18 protein-coding genes are annotated in these 15,446 nt (G+C 68.9%); 6 read left to right on the top strand and 12 right to left on the bottom strand.

All coding sequences use genetic code 11. The annotated features are described in order from the left end of the window. Positions 1–74: 74 nt before the first annotated feature. Positions 75–863: a DUF2470 domain-containing protein gene (locus AB0N89_RS08720; RefSeq protein WP_364201849.1), complete on the top strand. Its 789-nt coding sequence runs from the start codon at positions 75–77 to the stop codon at positions 861–863. Here AB0N89_RS08720 and AB0N89_RS08725 read toward each other — a convergent pair. Next, positions 860–1,321 carry a PPOX class F420-dependent oxidoreductase gene (locus tag AB0N89_RS08725; RefSeq protein ID WP_364201852.1) on the bottom strand — a complete coding sequence of 154 codons (462 nt, stop codon included), beginning with the start codon at positions 1,319–1,321 and terminating at the stop codon, positions 860–862. The two genes, AB0N89_RS08720 and AB0N89_RS08725, sit on opposite strands and share 4 nt — an antisense overlap. A 23-nt stretch (positions 1,322–1,344) precedes the next feature. Here AB0N89_RS08725 and AB0N89_RS08730 point away from each other — a divergent pair, with 23 nt between their 5' ends. The 3 genes from AB0N89_RS08730 (at position 1,345) to AB0N89_RS08740 (ending at position 4,076) form a co-directional block, all read left to right on the top strand. Continuing rightward, on the top strand, positions 1,345–2,142 hold the full coding sequence (locus AB0N89_RS08730; protein ID WP_364201855.1) for a type II CAAX endopeptidase family protein: 798 nt from the start codon (positions 1,345–1,347) through the stop codon (positions 2,140–2,142). Between the two features lie 13 nt (positions 2,143–2,155). Beyond that, a complete protein-coding gene (locus tag AB0N89_RS08735; RefSeq protein WP_364201858.1) occupies positions 2,156–3,367 on the top strand; it encodes an arginine deiminase in 1,212 nt (403 codons plus the stop codon). Between the two features lie 157 nt (positions 3,368–3,524). Further along, the gene (locus AB0N89_RS08740; RefSeq protein ID WP_005149504.1) at positions 3,525–4,076 is read left to right on the top strand and encodes a ferritin; all 552 of its coding nucleotides are present in this window, start codon (positions 3,525–3,527) and stop codon (positions 4,074–4,076) included. Between the two features lie 91 nt (positions 4,077–4,167). On the opposite strand, the gene AB0N89_RS08745 is transcribed toward AB0N89_RS08740, so the two are convergent. From AB0N89_RS08745 to AB0N89_RS08765, 5 genes are all read right to left on the bottom strand, one after another. Beyond that, the gene (locus AB0N89_RS08745) at positions 4,168–5,007 is read right to left on the bottom strand and encodes a hypothetical protein (protein ID WP_364201861.1); all 840 of its coding nucleotides are present in this window, start codon (positions 5,005–5,007) and stop codon (positions 4,168–4,170) included. Further along, a complete protein-coding gene (locus AB0N89_RS08750) occupies positions 5,004–5,516 on the bottom strand; it encodes a SigE family RNA polymerase sigma factor (RefSeq protein ID WP_364201995.1) in 513 nt (170 codons plus the stop codon). Before AB0N89_RS08750 ends, AB0N89_RS08745 begins: the two co-directional genes overlap by 4 nt. 204 nt (positions 5,517–5,720) lie before the next feature. Next, complete coding sequence (locus AB0N89_RS08755) at positions 5,721–6,074, bottom strand: DUF952 domain-containing protein (protein ID WP_364201864.1); 354 nt, start codon at positions 6,072–6,074, stop codon at positions 5,721–5,723. An 88-nt stretch (positions 6,075–6,162) separates the two neighbouring features. Beyond that, positions 6,163–7,047: a DUF5926 family protein gene (locus AB0N89_RS08760; RefSeq protein WP_364201867.1), complete on the bottom strand. Its 885-nt coding sequence runs from the start codon at positions 7,045–7,047 to the stop codon at positions 6,163–6,165. Between the two features lie 82 nt (positions 7,048–7,129). Continuing rightward, positions 7,130–7,708, bottom strand: coding sequence for a hypothetical protein (locus AB0N89_RS08765; protein ID WP_364201870.1), 579 nt, complete (start codon positions 7,706–7,708; stop codon positions 7,130–7,132). Positions 7,709–8,057: 349 nt separating this feature from the next. Here AB0N89_RS08765 and AB0N89_RS08770 point away from each other — a divergent pair, with 349 nt between their 5' ends. Beyond that, entirely contained in the window at positions 8,058–8,267 is a 210-nt protein-coding gene (locus AB0N89_RS08770; RefSeq protein WP_364201873.1) for a hypothetical protein, read from the top strand. Positions 8,268–8,328: 61 nt separating this feature from the next. Beyond that, the gene (locus AB0N89_RS08775) at positions 8,329–9,498 is read left to right on the top strand and encodes a cytochrome P450 (protein WP_364201875.1); all 1,170 of its coding nucleotides are present in this window, start codon (positions 8,329–8,331) and stop codon (positions 9,496–9,498) included. Positions 9,499–9,611: 113 nt separating this feature from the next. Here the strand turns inward: AB0N89_RS08775 and AB0N89_RS08780 are convergent, their stop codons facing one another. The 6 genes from AB0N89_RS08780 to AB0N89_RS08805 all read right to left on the bottom strand — a co-directional run bounded on the left by AB0N89_RS08780 (position 9,612) and on the right by AB0N89_RS08805 (position 15,443). Then, positions 9,612–10,526, bottom strand: coding sequence for a DUF4328 domain-containing protein (locus AB0N89_RS08780; RefSeq protein ID WP_364201878.1), 915 nt, complete (start codon positions 10,524–10,526; stop codon positions 9,612–9,614). A gap of 60 nt (positions 10,527–10,586) precedes the next feature. Then, positions 10,587–10,937, bottom strand: a complete 351-nt coding sequence (locus AB0N89_RS08785; RefSeq protein WP_076163979.1) for a rhodanese-like domain-containing protein — start codon at positions 10,935–10,937, stop codon at positions 10,587–10,589. A gap of 47 nt (positions 10,938–10,984) precedes the next feature. Continuing rightward, positions 10,985–12,616, bottom strand: coding sequence for a cation acetate symporter (locus tag AB0N89_RS08790; protein WP_364201881.1), 1,632 nt, complete (start codon positions 12,614–12,616; stop codon positions 10,985–10,987). Next, positions 12,613–12,957: a DUF485 domain-containing protein gene (locus AB0N89_RS08795; RefSeq protein WP_364201884.1), complete on the bottom strand. Its 345-nt coding sequence runs from the start codon at positions 12,955–12,957 to the stop codon at positions 12,613–12,615. Before AB0N89_RS08795 ends, AB0N89_RS08790 begins: the two co-directional genes overlap by 4 nt. 139 nt (positions 12,958–13,096) lie before the next feature. Next, positions 13,097–14,887 (bottom strand): cation acetate symporter, encoded by a 1,791-nt coding sequence (locus AB0N89_RS08800; RefSeq protein ID WP_364201887.1) that lies wholly within the window; start codon positions 14,885–14,887, stop codon positions 13,097–13,099. Between the two features lie 31 nt (positions 14,888–14,918). Next, entirely contained in the window at positions 14,919–15,443 is a 525-nt protein-coding gene (locus tag AB0N89_RS08805) for a hypothetical protein (RefSeq protein WP_364201890.1), read from the bottom strand. Positions 15,444–15,446 lie beyond the last annotated feature (3 nt).

Below are 15,446 nucleotides of genomic sequence, written 5' to 3' on the forward strand. Positions count from 1 at the left end.
GAAGAGAAGTGATCGAAGCTACTTCCGTTAGGCACGGAGATCAGGTTAGGCTCACCTAACTTAGGAGGTGAGCCGTGACCACACCGACGTCCCTGCGCCGCCCGCCGGCGCCGAACCCCGCGGAACGCGCGAAGACGATCGCCACCCGCAACGGACCGGCGACGCTCATGCCGACCGCCGAACAGCGTGACCAGCCAGGACAGTACGGCCGCGTCATCCCCGAACTGCACCACGTGCACACGAGCGGCAGCGTCAGCGTGCTGCTGCCCGACGAGCACCACCTGGTGAAACGCGCGCACGAAGCGCAACGCGGCGAGCTCGCGGTGATGGTCGAGCTGACCGATCAGGCGCCGGTCGACCTGCGTGAGCCGATCCGCGGGCTGCTGTGGATCACCGGCTGGCTCCGCCCGCTCTCCGAGGTCTCGGCGCGCGCCCGCGCGGTCTCCATCGCCGAAACCCGGCCGGACGAGCGGCTCTTGGACGTCGGACACGGCCTGACGCTGCTGCGGCTGACCCCGGCGTCGCTGGTGCTCGCCGACGCCGAGGGCACGCACTCGCTGCGGCCGCACATGTTCAGCGCCGCGCCGCCGGACCCGTTCCACGACTACGAGGCCGCGTGGCTGCGGCATCTGGAGACCGACCACGCCGACGTCGTCGCGCAGCTCGCCAAGCACGTGCCCGCCGAACTGCGCGGCGGCTGGATCCGGCCGCTCGGCCTGGACCGCTACGGCCTGCGGCTGCGGGTCGAGGCCGACTCCGGCGACCACGACGTCCGGCTCGCGTTCTCGCGTCCGGTCGAAGGGCCACAGCAGCTGAGCGGCGAGATCCGACGGCTCGTCGGCTGCCCGTATTCGTTCGGCTAAGCGAGTTCCGCCGGGAAGCCGCCCTTGGCGATCGGGCCCCACGAGTCGATGGTGACGCGGATGATGCTCTTGCCCTGCTTCACCATCGCTTCGCGGTACTCGTCCCAGTCGGGGTGCTCACCCGAGATCGCGCGGAAGTAGTCGACCAGCGGCTCGACCGAATCGGGCAGGTCGAGCACCTCGGCGGTGCCGTTCAGCTGGACCCACTGGTCGTTCCACTCGTCGGACAGGACGCAGGCGGACACCTTCGGCTCGCGCCGGATGTTCACGACCTTCGCGCGCTTCGGATACGTGGAGATGACCAGGCGGCCTTCGGCGTCGACTCCGCAGGTCACCGGGGAGAGCTGCGGGCCGCCGTCGGCCTTGGTGGTCATGAGGATGACGCGGTGACGGGTGGACAGGAAGTCGACGAGCGCGGCCCGGTCGACGGTTTCGTTGGTCGCGATACTCCTGGGCATGACCCGACGGTAGCTTGTGCGGGATGAGCTGGCTGCGTCCCGAACGCCCGGCGCTGCCGGAGTTCGTGGAAGACCCGGCGCGCCGCCGCGCGATCGTCATCGAACTCGTCGTCGTCTTCGGCATCACCCTGGGCCTCTCGGGCCTGCGCAGTCTTCTGTCCCTTGTGGACTCGCTGCTGCAGCCGGTCCCGCTGGCGCGGCAACAGGCCCAGCTCAACGTCCCCCAGGCGACGCTGAGCCTGGTCGACCTGCTCAAGCAGCTCCTGAGCGCGGGCCAACTGGTCGGCTGGGGCGCGCTCGGGCTGTACCTGCTGTGGCGCGGCGGGATGAAGCTCGCGGAGGTCGGGCTCGACAAACGACGTCCGGGCCGCGACGTCGTCCACGGGCTCCTGCTCGCCGCCGTGATCGGGATTCCGGGGCTGGGGCTGTACTTCCTCTCCTACAGCCTCGGGTTCAGCCTGTCGGTGCAACCGTCCACTTTGGGCGAAACCTGGTGGCGGCCGATCACGCTGACGTTGTCGGCCTTCGGGAACGCGTTCGCCGAAGAGGTGCTCGTCGTCGCGTACCTGCTGACCCGGCTGCGGCAACTCGGGTGGCGCGAGAACACGTCACTGGTCGCGTCGTCGGTGCTGCGCGGGTCGTATCACCTGTACCAGGGCTTCGGCGGTTTCGTCGGCAACGTCGTGATGGGCCTGGTGTTCGGCAGGCTGTGGCAGAAGACGAACCGGCTGTGGCCGCTGATCGTCGCGCACACCATGCTGGATTTCGTTTCCTTCGTCGGATACGCGCTGCTCAAAGGGCGAGTTTCCTGGCTTCCCTAGCTAGGGTGAAACCGTGATTGACGAGACGACTCCACCCCGAGTTGACAGCGAAGTCGGCCCCCTGCGTGCGGTGCTGCTGCACAGGCCCGGCAACGAGCTCAAAAGGCTCACGCCTCGCAACAACGACCAGCTCCTGTTCGATTCCATCCCCTGGGTGGACCGCGCGCAGGAGGAGCACGACGCGTTCGCCGAGGTGCTGCGCGGCCGCGGTGTCGAGGTGCTGCTGCTGGCCGACGCGCTGCGCACGGCGCTCGGCGACAACCGCGCCCACGCGGCGGGCGTGCACGCGGCCGTCGACGAGCGGCGGCTCGGGCCGGACCTGGCCGACTCGCTCCGTTCCCATCTGTCGAGCGTCTCCCCCGCGGTGCTGGCCGAGGTCCTGATGGCGGGCATGACCTTCGAGGAGCTGCCCGCCGCCGAGGGCGCCTCGCTGGTCCGGCTGATGAACCACCCGAACGACTTCGCCGTCGACCCGCTGCCGAACCTGCTGTTCACGCGCGACTCGTCGGCGTGGATCGGCGACCGGGTCGCGATCTCCTCGCTCACGATGCCCGCGCGCGTCCGCGAGACCGCGGTGCTGGACCTGATCTACGCCTACCACCCGTGGTTCCGTCACGCGGCGCGCGCGTACGGCGCGCATTCGGCGCCGATCGAAGGCGGCGACGTCATGCTGCTCTCGCCGGGCGTCCTGGCCATCGGCGTCGGCGAGCGGACCACGGCGGCGGGCGCGGAATCCCTCGCCCGGTCGGTGTTCGCCGACGGGATCGCGCATACCGTGCTCGCCGTCCCGATCCAGCAGACCCGCGCGACCATGCATCTGGACACCGTCTGCACGATGGTCGCGGCCGACGCCGTCGTCATGTATCCGCTTTCGGCCGATTCGCTGACCGCGTTCACCATGCGCCCCACCGACGACGGTTCGGTGAAGGTGGAAGGGCCCGCTCCATTCCTCACCGCGGCCGCCGAAGCGATGGGGATCGACCGGCTCCGCGTCATCGACACCGGACTCGATCCGGTCACCGCGGAACGCGAGCAATGGGACGACGGGAACAACACCCTCGCGCTCGCGCCCGGCGTCGTCGTCGGGTACGAACGCAATGTGGAAACCAACGCGCGCCTGGCCGAAGCCGGTATCGAGGTGCTGGCCATCACCGGCTCCGAGCTGGGCTCCGGCCGCGGCGGGCCGCGCTGCATGTCGTGCCCGATCCGGCGCGAAAGCATCTGAGAAACAAATTAAGTAAGCCTTCCCTAATCAATTGCGATCAATTAGGGAAGGCTTACTTAATTAAGGTGGGACTATTATCGGTAATGGTAACCTAATAGGGGGTAGATCACCAGGAAAAACTGGAAATCAAATAGGGACATGACGTATCTTCGAACACATGGCCCTCACCAAGAAGCAACCGCGCTCGAAGTTCTACGAACTGCTGCAGGCGCAGATCCACAACGAGTTCAACGCCTCCCAGCAGTACATCGCGCTGGCGGTCTGGTTCGACGCCGAGGACCTGCCGCAGCTCGCGAAGCACTTCTACAAGCAGTCCGTCGAGGAGCGGAACCACGGAATGGCGCTGGTCCAGTACATGCTGGACACCGACCACCACGTGGAGATCCCCGGCACCGGCGACGTGCGCAACGACTTCTCCGACGTCCGTGAGCTCATCGAGCTCGCGCTGCAGCAGGAGAAGGACGTCGCGACCGACATCCAGCAGCTGGCCAAGGCCGCCCGCGCCGAAGAGGACTACATCGGCGAGCAGTTCACGCAGTGGTTCCTCAAGGAGCAGGTCGAAGAGATCTCCCAGATGTCCACGCTGCTCAACATCGTCAAGCGCGCCGACGGCAACCTGTTCGAGGTGGAGAACCACCTGCACCGCGAATCCGTCGGGGACGGCGGCGCCGACTCGAGCATGCCCCCGGTCGCGGGTGGCGCGCTCTGACGCACTGACCAACGCTCCCACCACAGGGAAAACCCGGGCTCTCCCCCTTGGAGCAGCCCGGGTTTTCCCTTTCGCGCGGACGGCCTCGGCCTCAGCTGAACTGGCAGTCCTGGTTGATGCTGGTCAGCAGGATGCTGACGGCCGACCCGTCCTTGGCCACGACGATCCGGTACGCGCTCACCGCGCTGACCGGCGCGACGTACGCGCCGCCGTCCTTGGTGCTGCCGGGATAGGCCGCGAGGATGTCCGCCTCGGTCGAGCCGACGCCGATCCCCTCCGGGGTGTGCACCGTGCCCGACGGGTTGATGACGGTGATCCCGTTGCCCTCGGTCAGCGAAACCGACGCGGGTCCCGGAACCGCGGCTCCCTCCGCGTAGCCGTACGTGCAGGTGCCCCTGACCTCTTTCGCCCGCAGCGGACCGGCGGCAAGCTCCGCCTCGGACTCGCTCATCCCGAGCCGGAGCTTGCCGAAACCGGCGGCCGTCAGCAAGGAACCGGTGGTCACCTTGCCCGGAGCGGGCGGCTTCGTGGCGGCGGTGCTCTTCGGCGGCTTGACGGGCCCGTCGGAGATCGTCGAATGCTGCGGCGCGGACGTCTGCTCCGGCGGCTGCGCCGAAGACGACGCGGGCGGCACCGGGCTCGCCGGCCCCGGCTGCACCAGGCTCGACGAAGCCGCGCCCATGGTGAGCTGGTCGCCGGGGAAGGCCGCGCCGTTGTCCTTGTCGTGGATCGTGAAGACCGTGAGCCCGCCGCCCACCATGACGATCGCGGCGGCCATCCCGCTCGTGGTCTGCATCAGCTGACGGCGGCGCCGGCGGCGCCGGGCGCCCGCGACGATCGTCTCGGGATTCAGCGTGGATCCCGCGCCCAGCCGATCGTCGGCGAACAGGTCGCGCAGCTTCTGCCGCACGTCCTCCTCGGACATGTTCATCCCGCTTCCCTCCCTTCGTCCTTGGGTTCGAACAGCGCGAGCTTCGTGCGCAGCGACGCGATCGCCTTGCTCGCCTGGCTTTTGACGGTGCCCTGGCTGACGCCGAGCGAATCCGCGATCTCCGCTTCGGACAGCCCCTCGTAGTAACGCAGGACCATCACCGCGCGTTGCCTCGGCGGCAGCGCGCGTAACGCCTGCCACAACGGCTCGTGCTCGAACGGGTCGGCCGGGCTGTACGGCTGGGTGTCCGGCAGGTCGGCGACCAGGCTCTCCCGTTTGGCCCGGCGCCAGCGGCTGATGTGCGCGTTGGCCATCGAACGGCGGATGTAGGCCATCGGGTCGCCGGTCTTGTGCTGGACGTAGGACCAGCGGGAGCCGATCTTCTCCAGCACGGTCTGCACCAGGTCGGCGGCGTCGTGCGGGTTCCCGGTGAGGGCGTGCCCGTACCTCAGCAGACCCGGAAGGCTGGCCTGCACGAAGTCGCCGAAGTCGGTGAGCTCGCCCGGCACGTGCCTCCCTCGGCTCTCGCCGGCCCCCCAGACGTCCGTCCCCGGGACGACCGTCGCGGCAGCGGTCACCGTATCGCCTCCTCCCGGGGTCACGCGGCCAGGTTCACCTGGCTCACCTCTCCCGAAACGCATGACCGCCCCCACAGGTTGTCTCTCGCCGCGAACACTTTCGGGAGACGCCCGTCCGAGTGAGGAGTTGCCTGCTCAACGTCTCGACACGGATTCGGGAATTCTGAACGAACCGTCCCCCTGAACAGGGAATTCGTGCACGGCCACCACGGCGTTACGCGGTATCGGCCCGTACACGTGGGGAAACTGGAGACCGGCCGGATGCGGCGGGTCGCCGTCCTCCCAGACGACGGGCGCGCCGACGAGCGCCGGGTCGATCTCCAGCAGCAGCAGGTCGGTGCGGCCGGGGAACACGGCGTTGGCCGGGATGTGCGCGGTTCCGGGGTCCGAGCAGTGGATGAAGCCGTCGGATTCGAGGGACGCGGCGGTGTAGACGCCGCCTTCGGGCACCGCGGCCCAGTCGCCCTCGGGGCAGATGTGCAGGATCACGGGACCATCCTCGCGCACTTCGTCCTCTGATTGCGGTGGTTGCGTGCGCAACCACCGCAATCAGAGGACGAAGTGCGCGAAGAGGGGGTCAGCGGATGGTGAGCTGGCGGCCGATCAGGCCGTCGCGCGAGCGGCGCTCGGTGGCGTTGAGCGGCTCGGAGTCGAGGGACTTCAGCGCGGCTTCGAGCCGGACGCCGAGCTGGTCCTTCGCGTCGGCCCACTCGCGGGCGTGGGCCTCGGGATCGAGGTCCCAGACCGGGACGAGCAGTCCGTGAGCGCGGAACGAACCGGCGTAGCGGGAGCCCTCGCCGAGGCCCAGCTCACCGGCCGCGGACAGCCGCGCAAGCGCTTGCAGCAGCAGGTTCTCCGGCTCGGGGCGGACCCAGCGCAGGTGCGCCTTCTCGCCGGCGAGCACCCAGTAGGCACCCGCGCCGAGGCGCTCGGTCGGCATGATCGCCGCGTTCGCACGCTCAAGGGACAGCGCGACGTCGCCGCTCGCGTCGGCGTCCTCGGGCAGCCACCAGGCGAAGTCGTTGTAGAGCGTGACGTCGAGTTCGGCGCTCGTGTCGAGCAGGTCCTGCAGGCGGGCCTTCTCGTCGGCGGTCGGCGGCGTCGTGGTGTCCGGCACGGACAGGACGTCGCCCTCCTTGGCCTCCAGCACCCACTGGAGCGCGCGGCCGAGGTCGCGGCTGATGTCCGAGGACCGGGTCTGCACCTGCATCCCGACGTAGCGCTCGCCGTCGGACCGGACGAACGCGGCCGCCGCCATCGGCAGCACCGTGCCGAGGGTGACCTTCTCGCCGGAACCCGCCAGCGTGAGCGAGGCCGTCGCCGAAGGGACGAACTCGCGCAGCGCGATCAGCTCGGTCTCCGCCGCGAGTCCCTCGAAGGGCTGGCCGACGAAGACGTCGCGCACCTTCGGCTTGCGGTCCGAGGTCGTCTTGGGACCCTTCTTGCGCGAACCCTTGCCCACGTCAGCCTCCTCAAGCTCGGTTCGAAACGCTATCGCGGGAAGGACGCGGGCCTCGTAAGACCCCCGCCCTTCCCGCACGCGATCAGGACCGCGAGGCCGTACGGCGGCGCGTCAGGAGGACGCCACCCGCACCCGCCGCGCCCGCTCCGGCCAGCCCGGCGATCAGCCAGCCGACCGAAGCCGGGTCGTCTTCGACGGGACCGCCACCGGTCTGCGGCGCACCCGCCGGGACCTTCGCGACCTGCTTCTTGACCGGCTCCGACTTGGCCGGTTCCGGCTTCTTGGCCGCCGGGACGACCTTCACCGTCGCCGCGAGCTCGTTGGCGTCGCACAGCAGGACGAACAGCTGATCGCCGGGCTTGACGTCCGACCGCACCTGGTAGGTCACCTTGACGTCGGTGCCGCCGTCACGCTTGACCGACTTGTCGGAGAGCCGAGTGACGCTCTCCGGAGCGACGATCGTGAAGTCGTGCGGCGTGACGCAACGGCCCTGCGCCGTCACCTTCCCTCCCGCCTCGACGGTCTTCGGCGACACCCAGAACTTGGTCCCCTTCGGCTTTTCCGGCACCCCCGTCAGCGGTTCGGTGGCGAAGGCGGTCGCGGGCAGCAGCGCGAGCGCGGCGGCGGTGACCCCGGCGAAAACGGCATGACGAACACGCATGGAAATACCCCAGTTCCGAAAGAGACGAATTCATTCCGGGCCAGACGGCCACGGAATCCCCTTGCCGTCCCGCGCTACCGCGTTCCGACACCACTAGAGACGCCAAGCGGCGCCCGGGGTTCACCGGGGTCGGTAACGAAACCGTCGCGGATGACACCCCTCCGCCCACGGGGTTTACCGGATCGGCCGGTTTCAGCGGCCGTTCGGGTATCACGCAAACGTGACTGAAAACGGTTGTCATCATCCGGTCGATCTAATCGCGGGTGATCAGCCTGCCGTTTTCCCCTCACCGCACCGAATACTCGATCTCGGCGCCATCCGGCGTCGTAGTGCGGAGAAGGGATCACAGATGAGCACCTCGAAGCGCCGGGCCGCGCTGGCCGCGTTGCCCGTGGCACTCGGGCTGATGCTGGCCGGCCCCGCCGTGGGCACGGCCTCGGCCGCGCCACAGTCCGAGTCGGCCACCCAGGCCCGCGACTGCCTGCTGCTGTGCGTCGGTCACCACGGGCACCATCACCACGGCATCGGCCTGCACCTGGGACTCTGGCTGCATCTGTAGCTCCCTTGCCGCGCCGGGGCGACCACCCCGGCGCGGCGCCCGGCCGGGTTACAGTCGGCGGGTGTTCGACCTCGCCGACCCGGCCTTCCTCGCGAATCCGTATCCGTCCTTCGCCGATCTCCGCGAACGCGGCGAAGTCCATCGGCACGACGGCCTAGGCATCGCCGTGGCGGTGTCGCACGCGGCGTCGGCGGCCGTCCTGCGGCATCGCGGGCTCGGCCGGATCTGGCAGGACGCGCTGCCGGTGGAGCGGTTCGCGTCGTTCAACCTGCTGCACCGCAACTCGCTGCTGGAGAACGAGCCGCCCGCCCACACCCGGCTGCGGCGCGTGATCGCGGGCGCGTTCGGACGCGGGCACGTCCAGCGGCTGCGGCCGATGGTCGCCGAACTCGCGGACGGCATGGTCGACGGCCTGGCCGCCGAGATCGCCGAGACCGGCTCGGCCGATCTGCTGACCCACCTCGCGCAGCCGCTGCCGGTCGCGGTCATCGCGGAGCTCCTGGGCGTCCCGGTGGAGGACGGGCCGCGCATGGTCACCCTGTCGAACCACATCGTGAAGATGTACGAGTACGGGCTCGCCGAGGAGAAGCGCGACGCCGCCGAAGCCGCCGCTTCGGAGTTCGTCGACTACCTGCGTGGCGTGGCGAAGCAGCGCGCGGACTCCCCTGGCGAAGACATCGTCAGCGATCTCCTGCGCAGCGAGCTCACCGAGGACGAACTGGTCGCGACCGCGGTCCTGCTGCTGATGGCCGGGCACGAGGCGACGGTGAACGTCATCGGGAACGGCGTCAACGCGCTGCTGACCCACCGCGACCAGTGGGAGCGGCTGGTGGCCTCCCCGGATCTGCTGGACCCGTGCGTCGAGGAGCTGATCCGCTTCGACGCGCCGCTCCAGCTCTTCGAGCGGACGGCGACCACCGACGTCGAGATCGCCGGATTCCGGGTGGCCGAGGGCGAGAAGATCGGCGCGCTCCTCGGCGCCGCCGCACGGGACCCGAAGGTGTTCGACCGGCCCGACACCCTCGACATCGGCCGCACGCCGAACGCGCACCTCGGCTTCGGCATGGGCATCCACTACTGCGTCGGCGCCCCGCTCGCGCGAGTGGAGATCGCGGCCGCGCTGACGTCGCTGGCCACGAAACTGCCGGGCTTGGAGCTCGCGGAGACGCCGGAACGGCGGCCGGAGTTCGTGATCCGGGGCCTGCGCTCGCTCTCTGTCACCACGCGATAGCAAAGGTCCCCTGCTCTCCCCGCGGGCAAGTCCGTGAAGGACTCCTTGAGGGACTCTGGGTCCCTCAAGGAGTCCTTCACGGACCAAAGACCCGCAGGGGCGAGACTCGCAGGTCAGCGCACGGAGGAGGCGGGGCGATCGCGGCGCTCAGGGTCCGGAGCGCCGTCCACCTTCAGCACGCGAAGCAGGCGAAGGCGCTTCTCCTCCACAGGCGCGAGAAGGCCGGACATGCGCTTCACGAGCAGCGCCGTCACCACCGCCAGCCCGGCCGCGGCCAGGTCGGTCAGCGCGACCAGCACGACGCCGTCGGCCAGCGCCTGGACTCCGTCCCGGAACCGCCAGACGATGACGAGCACGAGCAGCAGCCAGTTGAGCGCCCAGACGCCCCACCAGACCAGCACGAGCCGCGACGGCTTCGGCCGCGTCTCCCGGGTCCGGCGCAGGACGGCGTGTTCGAGTTCGGCGACGATCGGCAGCACCATGATCAGGTTGACCACCGGCGCCAGCACGAACACCAGGACGTGCCACAGCCGTCTCGGCGGCGTCTCGCCGGAGGCGTCCGCGGCGGCGTGCCTGGCCACGAGCAGCCACCACACGGTGAGCCCGGAAGGCAGCAGCGAAAGGATCGTCGTGAGCAGGCCCGCGGTGATCACGAAGCTGTCGGACACCGAGACGACGGACGTCGACAGCGCGGAGTCGCGGCTCTGCACGAGCAGGACGTAGCGCCAGATCTCCGCGGACGCCGCGATGACGGCGAGCGCCGCGAAGGTCCACAGCACCGGCAGGAGGCTGCGCGTGATGACCCGCAGCCGCTCCCCGGCGGTGACTTCGCCGGACGCCGTGCCGGGGACCGCGGTCGGGCGGCGCCAGACCAGGTTCGGGAAGCCCCAGCGCGGCGGGACCGGGTAGGACGGCGGACCGGAGTAGCGCTCGGCCACGGGTTTGCGCCGCGGCGGCAGGGCGCCGGGAGGCGGCGAAGCGACCCAGCGGACGCGATAACGCGCCGGCTGGGGCCTCGGCTGCTGCATCGGCGCCGGACGCACCGGCGGTACCGGTGTTCTCGGCGGGTAGTGGCCTGGCTGCACGGGTTACAGCACTTCGGGGTCGACGCCGGGATGGTCGCCGACCATCGGGCGCCCCTCCTGCTGCCAGGAGCCCATCCCGCCGGCGACGTTCACCGCGTCCCAGCCGCTCGCGTTGAGCCACGCGGCGGCGCGGGCGGACCGGCCGCCACTGCGGCAGATCACGTAGACCGGCTGGTCGTCGGGCAGGTCGTCGAGTTCGCCGACGCGCGCGGGCAGGTCACCCATCGGGATGTGCTTGGCGCCCGGGGCGTGTCCGGCGGCCCATTCGTCGTCCTCGCGGACGTCGAGCAGCGCGACGCCGTCCTTGGGCAGATCACGGACGGCGACGGTCGGGATGTCAGCAGGGCTCACCACCGTTCCATCCTCGCATCCCGGCCCGTTGCGCGCGCGTGAAGAACAACTCAGTGCTTGACGGCCTTCTCCGCACCGGCACCGGTGAGCGAGCGGACCTCCATCTCGGCGTATTTCTTCTGGTTGTGTTCCTTGGACAGCACGGTGCCGAGCCAGCCGAGGAAGAACGCGATCGGGATGGAGACGATGCCGGGGTTGTCGAGCGGGAACCAGTGGAAGTCGACGCCCTGGATCATCGAGGCGCTCTTCCCGGTCTTGGCGTCGACGGGCTTGCCCGAGACGGCCGGGGAGAAGATGATCAGGACGATGCAGACCGCGAGTCCGCCGTAGATGCTCCACAGCGCGCCTTGGGTGTTGAAGCGTTTCCAGAACAGCGAGTAGAGGATGGTCGGCAGGTTCGCCGACGCCGCCACCGCGAACGCCAGCGCCACCAGGAACGCCACGTTCTGGTTCTTCGCGAGGATGCCGCCCACGATCGCGACCGCCCCGATCACCAGCGCGGTGATCCGCGCGACGCGGACCTCGCTGTCGGGGTCGGTCTTGCCCTTCTTGATCACGTTGGCGTAGACGTCGTGCGCGAACGACGCCGACGCCGTGATCGTCAGGCCCGCGACCACCGCGAGGATCGTCGCGAACGCCACCGCAGCGATGAACCCGAGCAGCACCGGTCCGCCCAGTTCGAGCGCCAGCAGCGGCGCCGCCGAGTTGGTCGTCCCCGGCGCCTTCGCGATCACCTCCGGGCCGACGAGCGCGCCCGCGCCGTAGCCGAGCACCAGCGTGAACAGGTAGAAGATGCCGATCAGCGCGATCGCCCAGACCACCGAACGGCGCGCGTCCTTCGCGGTCGGCACCGTGTAGAAGCGCATGAGCACGTGCGGCAGGCCCGCGGTCCCGAGGACCAGCGCGATGCCGAGCGACAGGAAGTCCAGCTTCGTCGTGCCGGTCTTCCCGTACTGCTTACCCGGTCCGAGCAGCGCTTCACCCGCCTTGCCGCCCTTGTCGACGGCCGCCTGGAACAGGTTGGAGAGGTTGAAGCCGTACTTCCCGAGCACCCACAGCGTCATCGCGAACGCGCCCGCGATGAGCAGGACGGCCTTGATGATCTGGACCCAGGTGGTGCCCTTCATGCCGCCGATCAGCACGTACAGGATCATGATCACGCCGACGACGGCGATCACCAGGTCCTGGCCGAGGTTCCCCTCGATGCCGAGCAGCAGGTTCACCAGGCCGCCCGCCCCCGCCATCTGCGCGAGCAGGTAGAAGAACGAGACGGCGAGCGTGGAGATCGCGGCGGCCGCGCGGACGGGGCGCTGCTTCATCCGGAAGGCCAGGACGTCGCCCATGGTGAACTTGCCGGTGTTGCGCAGCAGTTCCGCGACCAGCAGCAACGCGACCAGCCACGCGACGAGGAACCCGATCGAATAGAGGAATCCGTCGTACCCGTTGATCGCGATCGCCCCGGCGATCCCCAGGAAGGACGCCGCGGAAAGGTAGTCGCCCGAGATCGCGATCCCGTTCTGCGGACCGGTGAACGCGCGCCCCGCGGCGTAGTAGTCGGACGCGGTCTTCGTATTCCGGCTCGCCCGGAAAACGATCACCAGCGTGATCGCGACGAATACCGCGAAAATGGTGATGTTGAGCGCCGGATTGCTACCCTGGACGCCCGCTGCCAGCGTTTTCACCGTTCGGTCCCCTCGACCTCGTGCCGGATCTTGTCCGCGAGCGGATCAAGCTTGCGATTCGCGTATCGGACATAAAGGCCGGTGATCACGAAAGTGGACACGAACTGGAGCAAGCCGAAGACGAGGCCGACGGTGATGTTGCCGAAAAGCTTGGTGCCCATGAACCCGGTCGCGTAGTCGGCGAGGAGCACATAGAGCAGATACCAGACGAGGAACAAGGCCGAGACCGGGAAAACGAATACCCGCAGCCGTCGCCGCAACTCGGTGAATTCCGGACTGGCCTGCACCTTTTCCCAGTCGGATTCCGGATCCGACCCGAGTTCTTGATCGGTATCACTCACTTCGGCCCTCCCATCTACCGCACCATCCGGTGATTTCGATGTCACGGAAGATCATGCCCCTCATAGCGCCTGAGAGGAGCAATCCATTTGAGTGAACGGGACGACTCTGCGTAGAGGGTCGAAACTCGAAAGAGTGACTTTACTTGCGGTGACGTCCCTTGCCGGTGACCCGCGTCTTCTCTTCGGCCTGCCCGAACCGGGCGACCGCGCGATCGCGCATGAACCCGAGCGGATCGGGCGCGTGCAGCCGCAGCATCACGCCGTGGACGTCGTCCGGCCGTCCGTACCCGGTCGCCCGGCTCACCACGTAGGTGGTCAGGAACGCCGCCGGCACGGTGATCAGCGCGGGCTGGTTCGAGAACCACGGCGCCCAGCCGCCGGTGTACTTGCTGACGATGTTGACCACCAGCGCGGTCAGCACCAGCCCGCCGCCGACGAGCATCCCGGCCAGCGCACCCGGCCAGCTGAGCTTGCGCCACCAGACGCCGAGCAGCAGCAGCGGGCTGAACGTCGACGCGGCCAGCGCGAACGACATCCCGACCGAAAGCGAGAGGTCCTCCGACGGCAGCAGGACCGCCAGCCCGAACGGGATCAGCGCCACGATCCCGGTCGCCACCCGGAAATCGCGGACCCGGCCGGGCAGGACGTCGGTCGACACCACCCCGGCCACGCTCACCAGCAGTCCGGACGAACTCGACAGGAACGCCGCGAAGGCACCGGCCGCGGTCACCGCGCCCAGGATCTGCCCCCCGATCCCGGGAAGGACCGCGGACGGAAGCAGCAGGACGGCGGCGTCGGTCTTCCCGGTCACCAGCAGTTCCGGGACGTACATCCGCGACAACGCGCCCAGCAGCGTCGGGAACAGGTAGAACAGCCCGAGCAGCAACAGGACGTGCACCGTCGTGCGGCGCGCGGCCTTCCCGTCGGGGTTGGTGTAGAAGCGGACCAGGACGTGCGGCAACCCCATGGTGCCGAGGAACGTCGCGAGGATCAGCGAATAGACCTGCAGCAGATCGGTGAGACTGCCCGAACTCGGCCGCAGCCAGTCGCCGTTGGACGTCGGCGCGTCGCTGACCACCGGGACCGGAGTGCCCGCGGTGAACTTCAGCGTCGTTCCCTTGGCGACTTTGTGCCCGGCCTCCGGTGTCCACACCGCGAAACCGTTGGCCCGCGCGCCTTCCACCTGACCGTAGGCCTCGAGCACGGTCACCGACGTGACCTTCAGCGTGACGTCGGCCTGTACCGAAACCGTGGTGTTCTCGGGGAACGTCGGCGGCGCGGGCTGCCCCAGCGGACGCGCGCTGCCCGGCGCGCCCGCGCCGAGGAACACGATGCACAGGATGAACGTCGGCACCGCGATGGCGAACAGTTTCAGCCAGTACTGGAAGGCCTGGACGACGGTGATCGCGCGCATCCCGCCCGCGATCACGTTGAAGCCGACCACGCAGGTCACCAGGATCGCGCCCGCCCAGGCGGGCACCGGCAGGATGGTCGCCAGCGTCAGCCCGGCGCCCTGCAGCTGCGGGACCATGTAGAGGATCCCGATGAACACGACGAACGCCGTCGAAACCCGGCGCAGCATCGTCGAACCCAGTCGCATCTCGACGAAGTCCGGCAGCGTGTACGCGCCGGATCGCCGCAGCGGCGCGGCGACGAACAGCATCAGCGCGAGGTAGCCCGCGGTGAAACCGATCGGGAACCACAGCGCGTCGGCGCCGTCCTTGAGCACGATGCCGGCGACGCCCATGAACGACGCGGCGGACAGGTACTCACCGGAGATCGCGGCGGCGTTGCGCCGGGAGCGCACGGTCCGCCGGGCGACGAGGAAGTCGTGCGTGCTGACGGCCGACCGCGAGGAACGATGCCCCAGGTAAAAGGTCAGGACCGCTACCAGCACTATGCCGGCCATGGCCCACGGATTCAGCTGCACAGCAGCGATCCTCGCACGTGCGGCTCCGCAATCAGTTCTCGATCATGTCGACGAAGTCGCGTTCGTGACGTTCGGCGAGCCGGTTGTACCAGAGCCCGATGCCGAACAGGAAGGGAAAAGGCGCCACGCCGAGGATCAACCACGGCAACGGAATGCCCACGACGATCACTCGTCCGAAGGACGGGATCAGGTAGAAGAGCACCGGCAATGAACACAGAGTGACCATCACCAGGAGCGCCAGCAGGGAGGCCGTCCGGAGCTGGATCTTCACCAGATCCCGGACCAGCAGCTTTCCCCAGCTGGTCTGTTCTTCGAGCTCGACCCGCGACCGCAGGGTGCTCGTGGCCTGTCGCGGATCGGCGAGGATCACCCGCTGCCGCTTGGGTTTCGCGTGATGCTCGGGTTTGGCCTGCTCGTGCTTCGGGCCGGAAGGCGCGCCGGGCACGGGCTCGACGGCGGCGCCTTCGGGCGGGGACGGTTTCTTGGCCCTGCCCTTGCCGAGCGTCGGATCCGGTTCGCGAACCCCGTTGACCCGCCGGTAGTAATCGTCGGTCATGTG

The sequence above is a fragment of the Amycolatopsis sp. NPDC089917 genome (genome assembly GCF_040684635.1).
Lineage (GTDB): Bacteria > Actinomycetota > Actinomycetes > Mycobacteriales > Pseudonocardiaceae > Amycolatopsis.